We start from the raw sequence: 14592 nt of genomic DNA on the forward strand, positions 1-14592 counted from the left end.
TGAGGAGTGGCGCAAATGAGGGTCGCTATCGCGGGGGCCGGCGCCGTCGGCCGCTCCATCGCGCGGGAGCTGATCGAAAGCGGCCATCAGGTGAGCCTGATCGAACGCAACCCCGACCACGTCGACGTGGACGCCATCACCGAGGCGCAGTGGCATCTGGGCGACGCCTGCGAATTGACGTTGCTGGAGTCGATGCACCTGGAAGATTTCGACGTGGTGATCGCCGCCAGCGGCGACGACAAGGCCAACGTGGTGTTGTCGCTGCTGGCCAAGACCGAATTCGCGGTGCCGCGGGTGGTGGCCCGCGTCAACGATCCCCGCAACGAATGGCTGTTCACCGAGGCGTGGGGGGTGGACGTGGCGGTGTCCACCCCGCGGATGCTGGCCTCGCTGGTCGAGGAGGCCGTCGCGGTCGGGGACCTGGTGCGGCTGATGGAGTTCCGCAAAGGCCAGGCGAACCTGCTGGAGATCACGCTGCCCGACGACACCCCGTGGGGCGGCAAACCGCTGCGCAAGCTGCAGCTGCCGCGGGACGCCTCACTGGTGACTATCCTGCGCGGACAGCGGGTCATCGTGCCGCAGGCCGACGAGCCGCTGGAGGGCGGCGACGAGTTGCTGTTCGTCGCGGTCACCGAGGTGGAAGCCGAGCTGCGCGACCTGCTGCTGCCCGCCCACTAACGAGCGCCGCGCGTCCGGCGCCGTCGAACGTGCACTGACGGTGTTCGACGGCGCCGAGCGTGCGTCCAGGGCGGGAAATCGGCGGAAATCTCGCCATAGATGCACATTCGGCGCGAGGGCAGCCGCCGGCGCAGACTGGCTGGCTCAGTCGCGGGCCGGCTCGGTCGCGGTCTCCGTCGCGGCGACGGCCAGCAGGATCCGCCGCACCGCCTTGACCGCGAGGTAGGTCGCGACCGCCGCCACCGCAGTCAGCGGCCAGCCCATCGCGATCCGGGCCACCGCCAGCCAGCCGGTGTGGCCGGCGTCATAGAGCACGCGCTGCACCACGAACCGGGACGCAAACACCACCACCCAGGCCAGGGTGGCGAGGTCGAAGATGTACACGGCGCGGCGGACGTCGCGCCAGCCGCGGTCCTGGCCGCTGGCCCAGCTCCACAGGTAGCCGACCACCGGCCGACGGATCAGCACCGATGCCGCGAAGACCGCCGCCCACAGCAGCGACATCCAGATGCCGAGCAGGAAGTAGCCCTTGGACTCCCCCAGCAGGTAGGCGATCAGCGCGCAGATCGCCACCCCGAAGAAGCCGGAGACGGCCGGTTGGGTGGATTCGCGGCGGATCAGCCGCCACACCAGGATCAGGGCGGCCACCGTCAGGGCGGCCGCGATCGCGGGGCGCAAGCCCAAGGTGCTGGAGACCGGTACGAAGACCAGGACGGGCAGCGAGGAGTAGATCAGCCCGCTCACGCCGCCCAGCTGCGCCAGCAGGCGCTCGGTTCCGGTGCGGTTATCGGTCACGACGTGCTAGCGGCCTCGACGTTGGCCGGGCCGGTCACTGGGATCGTTCACTGCTGAATTTCGTAGTGCGGGTTGTAAATCGCCTTGCTGCCGTTCTCAAGCTTGCCCATCCGGCCGCGTACCCGCAGGGTACGGCCGGAGTCGATGCCCGGTATCCGGCGTTGACCCAGCCACACCAGGGTGACCGTGTCGGTGCCGTCGAACAATTCGGCGCGGACCCCGCCGGCGCACCCCTTGCCGTTGGCTTCCACGCTGCGCAGCGTGCCCACCATCGTGACCTCCTGCCCGCGCTGGCAGTCAATCGCACGTTGCGCGCCGGTGTTGACTGCTTCGTCGGACAGCTGCTCGACGTCGCGCAGTTCGGGGTCCTCCGTCAACCGCCGCGTGAGTCGTCGCAGATAACCTTCGGCCGTAGCCATGGCCTCTCCTGATACTTCAGCGTTTCCATGGATGGAAAACCCATCGATGGAAGCCACTCCGTTGTGTGCCTACGCCACCGTAGACCTGTTGGTTCGCTTATGCCACGCGGCCCACGGGGTGGGTGAGCGACGCCGCCGACCACCAGGCACGATCGGGGAATGCTCGGTGATTTGCGCGGTGTCAGCAGCGTCCTCTTGCCCGGGACCGGATCCGACGACGACTACGTCTACCGGGCGTTTTGCGACCCGCTGCGCCAGGTCGGGGCGGTGCTGGTGGCGCCGCCACCGCAGCCGGGGCGCCTGATCGAGGGCTATCTGACCGCGTTGGATCGGGCCGCCGAACACGGACCGATCGCGGTCGGCGGGGTGTCGATCGGGGCCGCGGTGGCCACCGCCTGGGCGCTGCAGCATCCGGAGCGCACGATGGCGGTGCTGGCGGCGCTGCCGGCCTGGACCGGCGACCCGGACACCGCGCCGGCCGCCCACGCCGCCCGCCACACCGCCCAGCAGCTGCGGCACGACGGCTTGGCCGCCACCGTGCGGCAGATGCGGGCCTCCAGCCCGCGCTGGTTGGCCGACGAGCTCACCCGCTCCTGGACCGGCCAGTGGCCGCAGCTGCCCGACGCCCTGGAGGAAGCGGCCGGCTATCGCGCGCCGCACAGCGCCGAGCTGCGGCGGCTGGCCGCGCCGCTGGGGGTGGCCGCGGCCACCGACGACCCGGTCCACCCGCTGGCGGTGGCCGCCGAATGGGCCGCCACCGCGCCGCACGCGGCGCTGCACACCGTCACCCTGGATCAGATCGGCGCCGATCCGGCGGCGCTGGGCGCCGCCTGCCTAGGAGCGCTCGCGCAGGCGGCGGCTAGCCGCCGGTGATGGTGCGCAACTGCTGCATCGCCGAGCCCTGCGCGCTGCGGCGCGCCGCCGGCTCGGGCGGATCTTGCTGCTGCTGGTCGGCCGCCTGTTGGGCCGCGGCCTGCCGCAGTTGTTCGGCCATCGGCTCGGGCAGCTGCACCGGCAGCGGGGTGCGCACCGGCAGCGGGGTGTCACCGCGACGGACAACGGTGTCGGCCAGCGCGTTTCGCGCGTCCTCCGTTAGCGCGTCAATCGTCTCGGCGGGGCCGTTGACCACGCAGCGGATCATCCAGCGGTAGCCATCGACGCCGATAAAGCGAACCACGCCGGCCGCGGCGCCGGTGACCTCGCGGCCCCACGGACCGTCGACGATGCTCACCTTGGCCCCGTCTTGGCGCAGCGAATCGGCGAGTTCACCGGCCACCTCGCGCCACAGGCCCGCCGATTTCGGGGCGGCGTAGGCGGCGATGGTGTAGCGACCGTTGGCGGTCATCATCCAGACCGCGCTGGGCACCCCGGTCTCGGTCAGCTCGACTTGCACCTGGCCGTCTTGCGGCATCGGGATGAGCACCGAACCCAGGTCCAGCCGGGCGAACTCGGCGGCGCTGGGGTCGTCGAAATCCTCGATGTCGAACGGGCCGACGAGGTCGTCGGCCGGCTCCTCGCCGGTGGGCGCTGCCACCTCGCCGGCCTCCGGCGCAACGTCGCCGGTGTCGTCTTTGCGTTTACCAAATGCCATTAGCCGCCGCTCCTCACAAACTCGCGTGTCCGCCGGAGGAACCGTGACCGCCGTCGCCCCGCGAGGTGTCGGCCAGCCCGGCCTCGTCGAAGGACGTCACCTCCACCAGCTCGGGCAGCTCGACCCGCTGCACCAGCAGCTGGGCGATCCGGTCGCCGCGGTGCACCACGATCGGGGTGCTCGGATCGAGGTTGATCAGCGCGACCTTGATCTCACCGCGGTATCCGGCGTCGATGGTTCCCGGGCTGTTGACGATCGAAAGCCCTACCCGCGCAGCCAAACCCGAGCGTGGATGGACCAGCCCGACCATGCCCAACGGGATGGCGACCGCGATCCCGGTCGACACCAGGGCGCGCTGCCCGGGTGCCAGTTCGACGTCTTGCGCGCTGTACAGGTCAACGCCGGCGTCACCGTCGTGGGCGCGCCGCGGCAGCGGCAGATCGGGATCCAGGCGAACCACCGCCAGACTGGTCGACACGAGGCCACAGACTACCCTTGGCCGCGTGTCGGGTTCGCACCTAATCTCACCGGCCTCGCGCAATGTGCGGTATCGCGAGCGGCTGCGGGTGCCCTGGTGGTGGTGGCCACTGGGTTTCGTGCCGGCGGCGCTGCTCGCGTACGAGGTCGACCTCGCGGTGCGCGGCCTGCCCGACTGGGTGCCGTTCGCGGTGTTGTTCCCGGTCGCCGCGGTGGCGCTGCTGTGGCTGGGCCGCATCGAGGTCCGGGTCACCGAGGCCGGCGGCGACATCGAGCTGTGGGCCGGCGACGCGCACCTGCCGGTCAGCGTCATCGCCCGCTCCGCCGAGGTCCCAAAATCGGCCAAGTCGGCGGCGTTGGGCCGCCAGCTGGATCCCGCCGCGTACGTGCTGCACCGCGGCTGGGTCGGCCCCATGGTGTTGCTGGTCCTCGACGACCCCGACGACCCGACGCCGTACTGGTTGGTGAGCTGCCGCCACCCCGAGCGCGTGCTCTCAGCGCTCAGGAGCTGAGTGCAGCCGACCACGGGGCCCTTAGGCCGCGCAGTCGGTGCAGATCATCACGCCGTTCTTCTCGCTGGCCAGCCGGCTGCGGTGTTGCACCAGGAAGCAACACGAACAGGTGAACTCATCGGCCTGCTTGGGCACCACCCGCACCGACAGCTCTTCACCGGATAGGTCCGCGCCCGGCAGTTCGAAGGACTCCGCGGATTCGGATTCGTCGACGTCGACGACGGCAGATTGCGCTTCATTCCGTCGCGCTTTGAGTTCCTCGAGCGAGTCCTCCGAAACATCGTCGGTTTCACTACGCCTTGGGGCGTCATAGTCGGTAGCCATTGGCTTCATCCCCTCGCTCCCCGTCGTCACCCTGCAAGCAAAGCTTTGTACCAGCGTCGAACGCATCCACCAAATGATTCGTGCCCGGATCCGGCCTACTTTAAGTGTGATTTACGTCACATTACGTAGTCGGCCGTGGTGAGCGGTCTGCACCCGCATCGTGCCGGTGCCTCTAGAGTGCGTTTGTGGTCACACAAATCACCGAGGGCACCGCCTTCGATAAACACGGTCGGCCATTTCGGCGGCGTAACCCCCGGCCCGCCATCTATCTGCTGGTGGTGCTGGCGGTCGCGACCGGCGTGGTGTGGACCATTGCGGTGACCCGCCCACCGGAGGTGCACGAGGCCGCGGTGTGCAACCCGCCGCCGCCGGCGGCCGGACCCGATCAGCCCGCGCTGGGCAAGCCGGTGTCCCGCACCGATATGACGAATGTCTCCCCGGCCAAGTTGGCCGAGACCAAAATTCGGGTGCTCAACGCCAGCGGCCGCGCCGGCCAAGCCGCCGAGACCGCCGGTGCACTGCGGGATCTGGGCTTCGCGCAGCCCACCGCCGCCAACGACCCGATCTATGCCAGCACCCGGTTGGACTGCCAAGGCCAGATCCGTTTCGGTGCGGCCGGTCAGGCCGGTGCGGCCGCGGTGTGGCTGGTGGCGCCGTGCACCGAGTTGTTCCGCGACGACCGCACCGACGATTCCGTCGACCTGGCGTTGGGCACCGACTTCACCACGCTGGCCCACAGCGACGACATCGACGCGGTGCTGGCCGGGCTGCGCCCGGACGCCACCGAACCGGCCGATTCCGCGCTGCTGTCGAAGATCCACACCGGGGCCTGCTGAGGGCTCACTCCGGCAGCGACGGCAGCCCCTCGAAGCGCTCCAGCACCGCGAACAACTCGTCGGCGACGCCGGGGGCGGCCGCCGCCACCAGCGGCGCACCACCGGCCGCCGGTTGGGGCGCCAACACCCGCGCGCCCGCCTCGGCGGCGATCAGCGTCCCCGCCGCGCAATCCCACGGCTGCAGGCCGTGCTCGTAGTAGGCGTCCAGCCGACCGGCGGCCACCATGCACAAATCCAGCGCGGCCGATCCGATGCGGCGCACATCGCGCACCACCGGCAGCAGCCGGGCCAGCAGCGCCGCCTGCGCGGCCCGACGCTGCGCCGAGTACCCGAATCCGGTGCCCAGCAACGCCATCGACAGTTCCTGCACCGCGGTACAGCGCAGCGGGTGGCGGCCACGCGCGTCGGTGACATGCGCACCCAGCCCGGCCCCGGCCGAATACACCCGGCCGGCGACGACATCGGCAACCGCGCCGGCCACCGACTCACCCGCGATCTGGGCGGCGACCGACACCGCGTAGGCCGGGATGTCGTAGACGAAGTTCACCGTGCCGTCGATCGGGTCGATCACCCAGGTGATGGCGTCGGCGTCGGCCGCGGCCTCGGGGCCGCCGCCCTCCTCGCCCAGGATCGGGTCCCCCGGACGCAGCTGGGCCAGCCGGTCGCGCAGCAGCCGTTCGGTCTCGGTGTCCACCACGGTCACCGGATCGGTCGGGGTGCTCTTGGTCCGCACCGCGTCGGCCTCGGACGCCACTGCCCCGAACACCTCGGCGCGGCGCCGCCGCGCGAACGTCGCCGCCTCGCCGGCGAGCGTTTCGGCTACGGAACGAAGCTGGGCGGGATGATTCTCTGCTGTCGGCACACCTCCATCGCAGCACAACCGCCAAGTCCGCGCCCACCGACTAAGGTGTGACCCCGACGCATCCGCCCGCCGAGGAGACCCATGTCCAGCACCGATGCCACACCCGACCCGTCCCCGGGCCCGCAGGCTTCACCCGCCGGCGCGCCGCCGCCGCATCGCGCGCTCGGCGTGGACGTCGGCGGCAGCGGGATCAAAGGCGGAATCGTCGACCTGAACACCGGGCAGTTGCTCGGTGACCGGTTCAAACTGCTCACCCCCCAGCCGGCCACACCGCCCGCGGTGGCCAAAACCATCGCCGAGGTGGTCAAGCAATTCGACTGGACCGGGCCGGTGGGGGTGACCTATCCCGGGGTGGTCACCGGCGGTGTCGCACGCACCGCCGCCAACGTGGACAAGTCCTGGCTCGGTGTCAACGCCCGCGACGCGATCAGCGCCGAACTCGACGGCCAAGACGTCGTCGTGCTCAACGACGCCGACGCGGCCGGGCTCGCCGAAGAACGGTACGGGGCCGGCAAGGACAACACCGGCGTGGTGGTGTTGCTGACGTTCGGCACCGGCATCGGGTCGGCGATCATTCACAACGGGAAGTTGCTGCCCAACACCGAGTTCGGCCACCTGGAGGTCGACGGCAAAGAGGCCGAGCACCGGGCGGCGTCGTCGGTGAAAGAAAAGCACGACTGGAGTTACAAACGCTGGGCGCGGGAGGTGACCAAGGTGCTGGTCGCCATCGAGAACGCGATCTGCCCGGATCTGTTCATCGCCGGCGGCGGGATCAGCCGCAAAGCCGACAAGTGGGTGCCGCTGTTGGAGAACCGGACCCCGGTGGTGGCGGCCGCGCTGCAAAACACCGCGGGCATCGTCGGCGCGGCAATGGCGTCCACCACCGACGTGACGCGCTGAATTTCACCCGCTCGGCGCGGTGCGCGGGCGCATTGTCGTTACAATGGTCGCTGGCGGCCGCGCAACCGATTAAAGCGGGGAGTATCCAAGTCGATAAACCGCCAACATTCGACATATCCGACATTTTCGGTGGCGCATGCCCAAGCGTCCCGAACCGACGTCCGACCGAAGGGGTGTACGTGGCAGCGACCAAGGCAAGCCCGGCAACCGACGAGCCGGTGAAACGCACCGCCACCAAGGCCCCCGCTAAGCGGACGGCAGCCAAGACCGCCAACGGCGCGGCGCCGGCCAAGAAGGCCACCAAGACCACCGCGCGCAAGACCACCGCGCGGGCCACCAAGACCGCTGCGGCCACCAAGGACGGCCCCGTCAAGGCCGCCAAGCGGACCACCCGCGGGCCGGCCAAGAAGGCCGCCGGTGCCAAAGGCGCCGCGGTCGACACCGAAGCCATTGACCCCGACGCCGCCGTCGAGGACGTCGAACTCGACGCCGAGCCCGGCGACGACGACATCGAGGTCGACGCCGGCGACCTCGAGCTCGACGACCTGGAAGGCGAGGGCGCCGAGGAGGCCGCTGAGCCCGCCGCCACCCCGGCCGGTGCGGCAACCACCGACGAGGACGACGAAATCGAGGAACCGTCCGAAAAGGACAAGGCGTCCGGCGATTTCGTCTGGGACGAAGAGGAATCCGAGGCGCTGCGGCAGGCCCGCAAGGACGCCGAACTCACCGCCTCGGCGGACTCGGTGCGCGCCTACCTCAAGCAGATCGGCAAGGTGGCGCTGCTCAACGCCGAGGAAGAAGTCGAGCTGGCCAAGCGCATCGAGGCCGGCCTGTATGCCACCCAGAAGATGGCCGAGCACGCCGAGAAGGGCGAGAAGCTGGCGGTGGCCTACCGCCGCGACATGGCCTGGATCTGCCGGGACGGGGACCGCGCCAAGAACCATCTGCTGGAGGCGAACCTGCGGCTGGTGGTGTCGCTGGCCAAGCGCTACACCGGCCGCGGCATGGCGTTTTTGGACCTGATCCAGGAAGGCAACCTCGGCCTGATCCGCGCGGTCGAAAAGTTCGACTACACCAAGGGCTACAAGTTCTCCACCTACGCCACCTGGTGGATCCGTCAGGCCATCACCCGCGCCATGGCCGACCAGGCCCGCACCATCCGCATCCCGGTGCACATGGTCGAGGTGATCAACAAGCTGGGCCGCATCCAACGCGAGCTGCTGCAGGATCTGGGCCGGGAGCCCACGCCCGAGGAGCTGGCCAAGGAAATGGACATCACCCCGGAGAAGGTGCTGGAGATCCAGCAGTACGCCCGGGAACCGATCTCGCTGGACCAGACCATCGGCGACGAAGGCGATTCCCAGCTCGGCGATTTCATCGAGGACTCCGAGGCCGTGGTGGCCGTCGACGCGGTGAGCTTCACCCTGCTGCAGGATCAGCTGCAGTCGGTGCTGGAGACGCTGTCCGAGCGGGAAGCCGGCGTGGTGCGGCTGCGGTTCGGGCTGACCGACGGCCAGCCCCGCACCCTTGACGAGATCGGGCAGGTGTACGGCGTCACCCGCGAACGCATCCGCCAGATCGAGTCCAAGACGATGTCCAAGCTGCGTCACCCGAGCCGCTCCCAGGTGCTGCGCGACTACCTGGACTGACCGGCAGCACCTCTAGGCGTCGCCCGAGCCCGCCGCTGGCGGGAACAAACCGCCAGGACCCGGCCGGTAGGCAACCACGTCGATGACGGCGTCCACCGGCAACGGCCCATACAGGTGCGGGAACAGCATCGCCTGCGGGTCGGTGGGTACCCCCGGCTCCCAGCGCACCGGCGCGTCGAGCCGCGCCGGATCGATCGACAGCAACACCAGGTCGGTACGGCCCCGGTACAGCCGGTTGGCGGGCAGATGCACCTGCTCGGGGGTGGACAGGTGCACGAACCCGTCACTACCTAACGAGGCCGGGCGCAGCTGGGCGTCCGGCTGCGCGCCCGCCCACTCCGCGGCGGTGCACAGGTGCACCAGCACCGGGGGCGTCGGCGGGGAGCTCGTTGTCACTGGCGCCACTTCCTTTGTCTCGTCGCCGACACCCCACCAGCCTGCCTGAGCTGGGCGTCCCGCGAGCGTGAGACACGACACAGCGGGACCGGGGAACAAGGCCTGACGCCCAAACGTCTGACACACTTGAGAGATACGCGAGAAACGGAGGAGCCATGAACGCGACTCTGACCAGTCCCGAACTCACCAGGGCTGATCGGTGTGATCGGTGCGGTGCCGCCGCACGGGTCCGCGCCACGCTGCCCTCCGGAGCCGAACTGCTGTTCTGCCAGCACCACGCCAACGAGCATGAGGCGAAGCTGATCGAGTTGGCCGCCGTGCTGCACGTCAGCGCCGAGCCGATCGACTCCTAACGAGCATCCGGGACACGCCCACCTGCCGAACTGGGCAGTGACGGCACTCGTCAGGAATGCTGGACGGGTCATGACTGGCCAGATTCCGAAACCCTCCCGCCACCACCTACTCCACATCGCTCGACGCACGTTGTCGAAGAGCTGGGACGATTCCATCTTCTCCGAGTCGGCCCAGGCGGGCTTCTGGTCGGTGCTGTCGCTGCCGCCGCTGCTGCTGGGCATGCTGGGCAGCTTGTCCTACATTGCGCCGCTGTTCGGCCCGGACACGTTGCCCACCATCCAGGACCGGCTGATCACGATGGCGAGCAGTTTCTTCTCCAAGAACGTCGTCACCGAGATCATCGAACCCACGGTCCGCGACATCGTCGCCAACGCCCGCGGCGAGGTGGTGTCGCTGGGTTTCGTGATCTCGCTGTGGGCGGGCTCGTCGGCGATCTCGGCCTTCGTCGACTCGGTGGTCGAGGCGCACGATCAGACCCCGCTGCGGCATCCGGTGCGGCAACGGTTCTTCGCGCTGGGGCTCTACGTGGCGATGCTGATCGTCGCGATCGCCGGCGCGCCGTTCGTCGCGCTGGGACCGCGCGCGGTGGTCGAGCACATTCCGGAGCGGTGGGCGAACTTGCTGCACTTCACCTACTACCCGGCGTTGGTGCTGGGTCTGCTGGTGGCGGTGACCCTGCTGTACCGGGCGTCGCTGCCCAAACCGCTGCCGTCGCATCGTCTGGTCGTCGGGGCCTTGCTGGCCACCACGGTGTTTGTGGTCGCCACGCTGGGCCTGCGGGTCTATCTGCGCTACATCACCAGCACCGGGTACACCTACGGCGCGCTGGCGACGCCGATCGCGTTCCTGCTGTTCGCGTTTTTCCTCGGCTTCGCGGTCATGTTGGGCGCCGAACTCAACGCCGCCATTCAAGAGGAGTGGCCGGCGCCGGTCACCCACGCGCACCGGCTGCGCAACTGGGTGCTGGCGCGGGTGTGGAAGCCCCGCCCGTCTACGGACCGGGCCGACACGGCCGGCGACCGGGCCGAAGAGGTCAGCCCTTCTTGAGCGTCTCGTAGATCCGTTTGCAGTCCGGGCAGACCGGGGAACCCGGTTTGGCCGAGCGGGTCACCGGAAACACCTCGCCGCACAGCGCCACCACGTGGCTGCCCATCACCGCGCTCTCGGCGATCTTGTCCTTCTTGACGTAGTGGAAGTACTTCGGGGTATCGCTGTCGGTCCCGTCGTCGACGCGTTCGTCGGTGTCGGTGCGCTCGATCGTCTGGGTCTGCATACCGCATATTCTGCCCGGAAGTGAGCACCTCCGGAAACCGGCTTGCCCCCGCGGCGGCCAGGTGTGGGACAGTAGACGGTATGAAGCACGGCTCCGAGCTGGGTTTCGACGACGACGGTCGGCCGGTGCTGATCACCGCGGCGGCGCCTTCCTATGAGGTGCAGCATCGCGCGCGGGTACGCAAATATCTGACCCTGATGGCGTTCCGGATTCCGGCGCTGATCCTGGCGGCGATGGCCTACGGCGCCTGGCACAACGGGCTGATCTCGCTGCTGATCGTGGTCGCCTCGATCCCGCTGCCCTGGATTGCGGTGCTGATCGCCAACGACCGACCGCCCCGCAGCCCCGACGAGCCGCGGCGATTCGACGACGCGCAGCGACGCACCCCGCTGTTCCCGACGGCCGAACGTCCGGCGCTGGAGCGGCCCCGGCCGCACCCGCCGCAACCCGACTCCGCGGCCGCCGACGGCGACGGTTCGTAGCCGCACGCCCACCGCGGGCGGTTCTTAACACATTCTCAGGTCATCGGCCTATTTCCGCACGTCAAACGGTGTGAGACGGCGCTTCGGCGGGAACTCTTGACTCGGGTTGGGCGTTAAACCCGATGACAGTTCAAGCCGATCAGGAGGTCGCCATGGCAAATGCCACCACAAGCCGGGTTGACAGCGATCTAGATGCTTCCAGCCCCGCCGCGGACCTGGTGCGCGTGTATCTCAACGGCATCGGCAAGACGGCGCTGCTGACCGCCGCCGACGAGGTTGAGCTCGCCAAGCGGATCGAGGCCGGGCTGTATGCCCAGCATCTGCTGGAAACCCGCAAGCGCCTCGGCGAGAACCGCAAACGCGACCTGCAGACCGTAGTGCGCGACGGCCAGGCGGCTCGTCAGCACCTGCTGGAAGCCAACTTGCGGCTGGTGGTGTCGTTGGCCAAGCGTTACACGGGCCGCGGCATGCCGCTGCTGGACCTGATCCAGGAAGGCAACCTGGGTCTGATCCGCGCGATGGAGAAGTTTGACTACGCAAAGGGATTCAAGTTCTCCACCTATGCCACCTGGTGGATCCGGCAAGCGATCACCCGCGGGATGGCCGACCAAAGCCGCACCATCCGGCTGCCGGTGCACCTGGTGGAGCAGGTCAACAAGCTGGCCCGGATCAAGCGGGAGATGCACCAGCAGCTGGGCCGCGAAGCCACCGACGAGGAACTCTCCGCGGAGTCCGGTATCCCGGCGGAGAAGATCGCCGACCTGCTCGAACACAGCCGCGACCCGGTGAGCCTGGACATGCCGGTGGGCTCAGACGAGGAGGCCCCGCTGGGCGACTTCATCGAGGACGCCGAGGCGATGTCCGCCGAGAACGCGGTGATCGCCGAGCTGCTGCACACCGACATCCGCAGTGTGCTGGCCACCCTCGACGAACGCGAGCACCAGGTGATCCGGCTGCGGTTCGGTCTCGACGACGGGCAGCCGCGCACCCTGGATCAGATCGGCAAGCTGTTCGGCCTGTCCCGCGAGCGGGTCCGCCAAATCGAACGCGAGGTGATGGCGAAACTGCGGCACGGTGAACGCGCGGACCGGCTCCGCTCGTACGCCAGCTGATCGACCTCTAGCAGTGTGCCCGCCGCGTCCCTTGCGGCGGGCACACTGCTGTCACCAGGAGTGTTAGATGACCATCCGCGCAGCTGGGCAAGTAGACTCGGCACCGACGGAGGATGCGGAATGAACGAGCTGGTTGATACCACCGAGATGTACCTGCGGACGATCTACGACCTCGAGGAAGAGGGCGTGACGCCGCTGCGTGCCCGGATTGCGGAGCGGCTTGAGCAGAGCGGGCCCACCGTCAGCCAGACCGTGTCCCGGATGGAGCGCGACGGGCTGCTGCGGGTCGCCGGTGACCGTCACCTGGAGCTCACCGACAAGGGCCGCACGCTGGCGATCGCCGTGATGCGCAAGCACCGGCTGGCCGAGCGGCTGCTGGTGGACGTCATCGGGTTGCCGTGGGAGGAAGTCCACGCCGAGGCGTGCCGCTGGGAGCACGTGATGAGCGAGGACGTCGAGCGCCGGCTGGTCAAGGTGCTCAACAACCCGACGACCTCACCGTTCGGCAACCCGATCCCGGGCCTGCTGGATCTGGGGGTCGGGCCGGAATTCGGCGCCGGGGACGCCAACCTGGTGCGGTTGACCGAGCTGCCGGCCGGGTCGCCGGTGGCGGTGGTGGTGCGGCAACTCACCGAACACGTGCAAGGCGACGTCGATTTGATCAGCCGGCTCAAGGACGCCGGGGTGGTGCCCAATGCCCGGGTGACCGTGCGGACGAACCCGGCCGGCGGCGTGACGATCCTGATGCCCGGCCACGCCGACGTGGACCTGCCCCACGAGATGGCGCACGCGGTCAAGGTCGAAAAGATCTAGCGCCTACACGACGCGGCGACTGTAGTCCTGCCGCGGCGGCAGCCGCACCCCCAGCCGATTCGCCAGCCGGTATCCGGTGCGGGCGAGTTGCCGGATCTTGTCCGGTCGCAATCCCGACTGCAGCGCGGTGTCCAGCATGCCGGCCATCCGGTGCGTCGGCTGGCAGCGCAGCGCGGCTTCCAACGACACCCCGGCCAGCGGCCCGTCGCCGCGGACGTAGGCGCTAAACGCCAGCAGCACCAGCGCCTCGACCCGCCACGGCTCCGGCAACACCCGCGCCAGCACCGCCCACAACTCCTCGGCCCCGGCGGCGCCCTCTCCGATCGCCAAGCCGTACAACGTGTCCCGGACCCGTACGTCGGTCAACGCGCACCCCACCGCGGCCAGTTGCGCGTCGTCGAGCTGCTGGCCGTCGGCCACCCGGGCCGCGGCGGCCACCGCGTCGCGGACATCGCGGCGGCCCTGACCGTCGGGGTCGGCGCGATGCGCCACCTCCCGCGCGGCCGCCCGCTCGGCCACCACGGCCCGCACCGCGGCCCGGCGGCCGTCGTCGACGGCGATGACCGCCTCCAGGTCCGCCCGCCGCGCGTACAGCCGCCGCCCGTCCAGCACCGCGGCCACCGCCAGCGGGGACGCCGCCGGATCGTCGACCACTCCCCTGGACCCGCAGCCGTCGACGCAGTGCCAGCGCCCGCCGGCGTCCACCCGGTCCACCACGTGCGCCGCCCACAACACGATGTCGTGCCGCGCCAACTCCTCGGTCAACGCCGTGCACACCAGCCGGTAGTCGAAGTTGCACACCGGACAGCGCGCCCCCTTCGCGTCGACGATCACCGCGATCGCGGCCTCGGGGCGGGCCGCGGCCGCGACCTGGGCCAGCTGCGGCATCCGTGCGGCGAGCCGGTCGGACAGGTTGACGCGCATCACCGATCCCAGTGCGCCGCCCTGCACGGAGACCAGGACCAGGGATTTTTCCGGCACGAAGCCCAGGATCGCCGGCAGCGCCGCGATCAGCGCGCCGGGGCGGTGCAGTTCGAAGTCAGGCCGATATGTCCTCATGGCGGCAACGCTGGCAACCGGCACCGTCATCGCACCCGCCGCCGCGGCCCGAAATCGCCA

The 14592-nt window shown here is 69.5% G+C and carries 19 protein-coding genes and 1 pseudogene; 11 read left to right on the forward strand and 9 right to left on the reverse strand.

Annotated elements, in window-relative coordinates:
- Positions 1-15 precede the first annotated feature (15 nt).
- Positions 16-678, forward strand: coding sequence for a TrkA family potassium uptake protein (locus ACAG26_RS25335; protein ID WP_071028321.1), 663 nt, complete (start codon positions 16-18; stop codon positions 676-678).
- Positions 679-822: 144 nt separating this feature from the next.
- Here the strand turns inward: ACAG26_RS25335 and ACAG26_RS25340 are convergent, their stop codons facing one another.
- Together ACAG26_RS25340 and ACAG26_RS25345 are read right to left on the reverse strand one after the other, a co-directional pair.
- Positions 823-1473 carry a DUF3159 domain-containing protein gene (locus tag ACAG26_RS25340; RefSeq protein WP_370485840.1) on the reverse strand — a complete coding sequence of 217 codons (651 nt, stop codon included), beginning with the start codon at positions 1471-1473 and terminating at the stop codon, positions 823-825.
- 47 nt (positions 1474-1520) lie between these two features.
- Complete coding sequence (locus ACAG26_RS25345) at positions 1521-1892, reverse strand: OB-fold nucleic acid binding domain-containing protein (RefSeq protein WP_071028318.1); 372 nt, start codon at positions 1890-1892, stop codon at positions 1521-1523.
- A 159-nt stretch (positions 1893-2051) separates the two neighbouring features.
- On the opposite strand from ACAG26_RS25345, the gene ACAG26_RS25350 reads away from it, so the two are divergent.
- Positions 2052-2765: an alpha/beta fold hydrolase gene (locus ACAG26_RS25350; RefSeq protein WP_370485841.1), complete on the forward strand. Its 714-nt coding sequence runs from the start codon at positions 2052-2054 to the stop codon at positions 2763-2765.
- Here the strand turns inward: ACAG26_RS25350 and ACAG26_RS25355 are convergent.
- Entirely contained in the window at positions 2752-3483 is a 732-nt protein-coding gene (locus ACAG26_RS25355) for a DUF3710 domain-containing protein (RefSeq protein ID WP_370485842.1), read from the reverse strand. The genes ACAG26_RS25350 and ACAG26_RS25355 overlap by 14 nt on opposite strands.
- Before the next feature lie 13 nt (positions 3484-3496).
- A complete protein-coding gene (gene dut, locus ACAG26_RS25360) occupies positions 3497-3961 on the reverse strand; it encodes a dUTP diphosphatase (protein ID WP_370485843.1) in 465 nt (154 codons plus the stop codon).
- Between the two features lie 43 nt (positions 3962-4004).
- Here dut and ACAG26_RS25365 point away from each other — a divergent pair, with 43 nt between their 5' ends.
- Complete coding sequence (locus ACAG26_RS25365; RefSeq protein WP_370485877.1) at positions 4005-4472, forward strand: DUF3093 domain-containing protein; 468 nt, start codon at positions 4005-4007, stop codon at positions 4470-4472.
- A 21-nt stretch (positions 4473-4493) separates the two neighbouring features.
- Here ACAG26_RS25365 and ACAG26_RS25370 read toward each other — a convergent pair whose 3' ends face one another.
- Positions 4494-4796 carry a DUF4193 domain-containing protein gene (locus tag ACAG26_RS25370; protein ID WP_071026850.1) on the reverse strand — a complete coding sequence of 101 codons (303 nt, stop codon included), beginning with the start codon at positions 4794-4796 and terminating at the stop codon, positions 4494-4496.
- 185 nt (positions 4797-4981) lie between these two features.
- Between ACAG26_RS25370 and cei the strand changes: the two genes are divergently transcribed.
- Positions 4982-5632: an envelope integrity protein Cei gene (gene cei / locus ACAG26_RS25375; protein WP_370485844.1), complete on the forward strand. Its 651-nt coding sequence runs from the start codon at positions 4982-4984 to the stop codon at positions 5630-5632.
- Between the two features lie 4 nt (positions 5633-5636).
- Here cei and ACAG26_RS25380 read toward each other — a convergent pair whose 3' ends face one another.
- The gene (locus tag ACAG26_RS25380; RefSeq protein ID WP_370485845.1) at positions 5637-6494 is read right to left on the reverse strand and encodes an inositol monophosphatase family protein; all 858 of its coding nucleotides are present in this window, start codon (positions 6492-6494) and stop codon (positions 5637-5639) included.
- Positions 6495-6575: 81 nt separating this feature from the next.
- On the opposite strand from ACAG26_RS25380, the gene ppgK reads away from it, so the two are divergent.
- Entirely contained in the window at positions 6576-7394 is an 819-nt protein-coding gene (ppgK, locus tag ACAG26_RS25385) for a polyphosphate--glucose phosphotransferase (protein ID WP_370485846.1), read from the forward strand.
- Between the two features lie 179 nt (positions 7395-7573).
- A complete protein-coding gene (locus ACAG26_RS25390) occupies positions 7574-9043 on the forward strand; it encodes an RNA polymerase sigma factor (protein ID WP_370485847.1) in 1470 nt (489 codons plus the stop codon).
- A gap of 12 nt (positions 9044-9055) precedes the next feature.
- Here ACAG26_RS25390 and ACAG26_RS25395 read toward each other — a convergent pair whose 3' ends face one another.
- Positions 9056-9439 (reverse strand): DUF952 domain-containing protein, encoded by a 384-nt coding sequence (locus ACAG26_RS25395; protein WP_370485848.1) that lies wholly within the window; start codon positions 9437-9439, stop codon positions 9056-9058.
- A gap of 155 nt (positions 9440-9594) precedes the next feature.
- Between ACAG26_RS25395 and ACAG26_RS25400 the strand changes: the two genes are divergently transcribed.
- On the forward strand, positions 9595-9792 hold the full coding sequence (locus ACAG26_RS25400) for a hypothetical protein (RefSeq protein WP_071026859.1): 198 nt from the start codon (positions 9595-9597) through the stop codon (positions 9790-9792).
- A 70-nt stretch (positions 9793-9862) separates the two neighbouring features.
- The gene (locus ACAG26_RS25405) at positions 9863-10840 is read left to right on the forward strand and encodes a YihY/virulence factor BrkB family protein (protein WP_370485849.1); all 978 of its coding nucleotides are present in this window, start codon (positions 9863-9865) and stop codon (positions 10838-10840) included.
- Here the strand turns inward: ACAG26_RS25405 and ACAG26_RS25410 are convergent.
- Positions 10827-11066 carry a DUF3039 domain-containing protein gene (locus tag ACAG26_RS25410; protein WP_370485850.1) on the reverse strand — a complete coding sequence of 80 codons (240 nt, stop codon included), beginning with the start codon at positions 11064-11066 and terminating at the stop codon, positions 10827-10829. The genes ACAG26_RS25405 and ACAG26_RS25410 overlap by 14 nt on opposite strands.
- Positions 11067-11127: 61 nt before the next feature.
- On the opposite strand from ACAG26_RS25410, the pseudogene ACAG26_RS25415 reads away from it, so the two are divergent.
- The 3 genes and pseudogenes from ACAG26_RS25415 to ACAG26_RS25425 all read left to right on the forward strand — a co-directional run bounded on the left by ACAG26_RS25415 (position 11128) and on the right by ACAG26_RS25425 (position 13473).
- Positions 11128-11548: pseudogene (locus ACAG26_RS25415) on the forward strand (DUF3099 domain-containing protein).
- Between the two features lie 122 nt (positions 11549-11670).
- Complete coding sequence (locus ACAG26_RS25420; protein ID WP_370485851.1) at positions 11671-12660, forward strand: sigma-70 family RNA polymerase sigma factor; 990 nt, start codon at positions 11671-11673, stop codon at positions 12658-12660.
- Between the two features lie 120 nt (positions 12661-12780).
- The gene (locus ACAG26_RS25425) at positions 12781-13473 is read left to right on the forward strand and encodes an iron dependent repressor, metal binding and dimerization domain protein (RefSeq protein ID WP_370485852.1); all 693 of its coding nucleotides are present in this window, start codon (positions 12781-12783) and stop codon (positions 13471-13473) included.
- A gap of 3 nt (positions 13474-13476) precedes the next feature.
- On the opposite strand, the gene ACAG26_RS25430 is transcribed toward ACAG26_RS25425, so the two are convergent.
- Positions 13477-14532: a DUF4192 domain-containing protein gene (locus ACAG26_RS25430; protein ID WP_370485853.1), complete on the reverse strand. Its 1056-nt coding sequence runs from the start codon at positions 14530-14532 to the stop codon at positions 13477-13479.
- Positions 14533-14592: the final 60 nt, after the last annotated feature.

Source organism: Mycobacterium sp. pUA109 (genome assembly GCF_041287095.1).
Lineage (GTDB): Bacteria > Actinomycetota > Actinomycetes > Mycobacteriales > Mycobacteriaceae > Mycobacterium.

Excerpts from the sequence above, each read along its gene's own strand:
- ACAG26_RS25430 (WP_370485853.1), bottom strand. The coding sequence starts at position 14,532 with ATGAGGACATATCGGCCTGACTTCGAACTGCACCGCCCCGGCGCGCTG.
- ACAG26_RS25345 (WP_071028318.1), bottom strand. The coding sequence starts at position 1,892 with ATGGCTACGGCCGAAGGTTATCTGCGACGACTCACGCGGCGGTTGACG.
- ACAG26_RS25370 (WP_071026850.1), bottom strand. The coding sequence starts at position 4,796 with ATGGCTACCGACTATGACGCCCCAAGGCGTAGTGAAACCGACGATGTT.
- ACAG26_RS25335 (WP_071028321.1), top strand. The coding sequence starts at position 16 with ATGAGGGTCGCTATCGCGGGGGCCGGCGCCGTCGGCCGCTCCATCGCG.
- ACAG26_RS25420 (WP_370485851.1), top strand. The coding sequence starts at position 11,671 with ATGACAGTTCAAGCCGATCAGGAGGTCGCCATGGCAAATGCCACCACA.
- ACAG26_RS25410 (WP_370485850.1), bottom strand. The coding sequence starts at position 11,066 with ATGCAGACCCAGACGATCGAGCGCACCGACACCGACGAACGCGTCGAC.
- ACAG26_RS25400 (WP_071026859.1), top strand. The coding sequence starts at position 9,595 with ATGAACGCGACTCTGACCAGTCCCGAACTCACCAGGGCTGATCGGTGT.
- ppgK (WP_370485846.1), top strand. The coding sequence starts at position 6,576 with ATGTCCAGCACCGATGCCACACCCGACCCGTCCCCGGGCCCGCAGGCT.
- ACAG26_RS25350 (WP_370485841.1), top strand. The coding sequence starts at position 2,052 with ATGCTCGGTGATTTGCGCGGTGTCAGCAGCGTCCTCTTGCCCGGGACC.
- ACAG26_RS25425 (WP_370485852.1), top strand. The coding sequence starts at position 12,781 with ATGAACGAGCTGGTTGATACCACCGAGATGTACCTGCGGACGATCTAC.
- ACAG26_RS25355 (WP_370485842.1), bottom strand. The coding sequence starts at position 3,483 with ATGGCATTTGGTAAACGCAAAGACGACACCGGCGACGTTGCGCCGGAG.
- ACAG26_RS25405 (WP_370485849.1), top strand. The coding sequence starts at position 9,863 with ATGACTGGCCAGATTCCGAAACCCTCCCGCCACCACCTACTCCACATC.